At 62.1% G+C, this 583-nt stretch carries 1 protein-coding gene and 1 pseudogene; both read left to right on the top strand.

From position 1 onward, the window contains the following. Positions 1 to 459: AMP-binding enzyme (locus AWB82_RS36750; RefSeq protein WP_143757010.1), on the top strand; the 459-nt coding region annotated here is incomplete at its 5' end. Between the two features lie 14 nt (positions 460 to 473). Then, positions 474 to 583: pseudogene (locus AWB82_RS36885) on the top strand (enoyl-CoA hydratase); the annotation flags it as partial.

Raw genomic sequence — 583 nt, 5'->3', positions numbered from 1 at the left:
CGCGGCAACATCGCGATGAAGGGTTATCTGAAGAACGCGGCGGCCACGGAAGAAGCGTTTCGCGGCGGCTGGTTTCATACGGGCGATCTCGCCGTCGCGTATCCGGACGGCTATGTGCGCATCAAGGATCGCAGCAAGGACATCATCATCTCGGGTGGCGAGAACATTTCGAGCATCGAGGTCGAGGACGTGCTGTACAGGCATCCGGCGGTGCTTGCGGTTGCCGTCGTTGCGAAGCCGGATACGCGCTGGGGCGAGACGCCCTGCGCGTTCGTCGAGTTGAAGAATGGCGCGCAGGCGAGCGCGCAAGAGTTGATCGCGCACTGCAAGCAGCATCTCGCCGGCTTCAAGGTGCCGCGCGCGATCGAGTTCTGCGAGCTGCCGAAGACATCGACCGGCAAGATCCAGAAGTTCGAGTTGCGCAAGCGCGCGGGGTCCGTCGCAGCGATCGACGTCTGATGGAGAACACGGCGATGAGCGAACTCGTTCTGATCGAACGCGATGCGTATGACGTAAAGGGCGTCGTCCGGCTCACGCTGAACCGGCCCGATACGTTCAACGCGTTATCGGAGGCCATGCTCGA

The sequence above is a fragment of the Caballeronia glebae genome, assembly GCF_001545035.1.
In the GTDB taxonomy this organism is placed as follows: Bacteria; Pseudomonadota; Gammaproteobacteria; order Burkholderiales; family Burkholderiaceae; genus Caballeronia; species Caballeronia glebae.
Note: the sequence above shows the minus strand (reverse complement) of the source record. Positions and strands in the feature narration are given on the sequence as shown.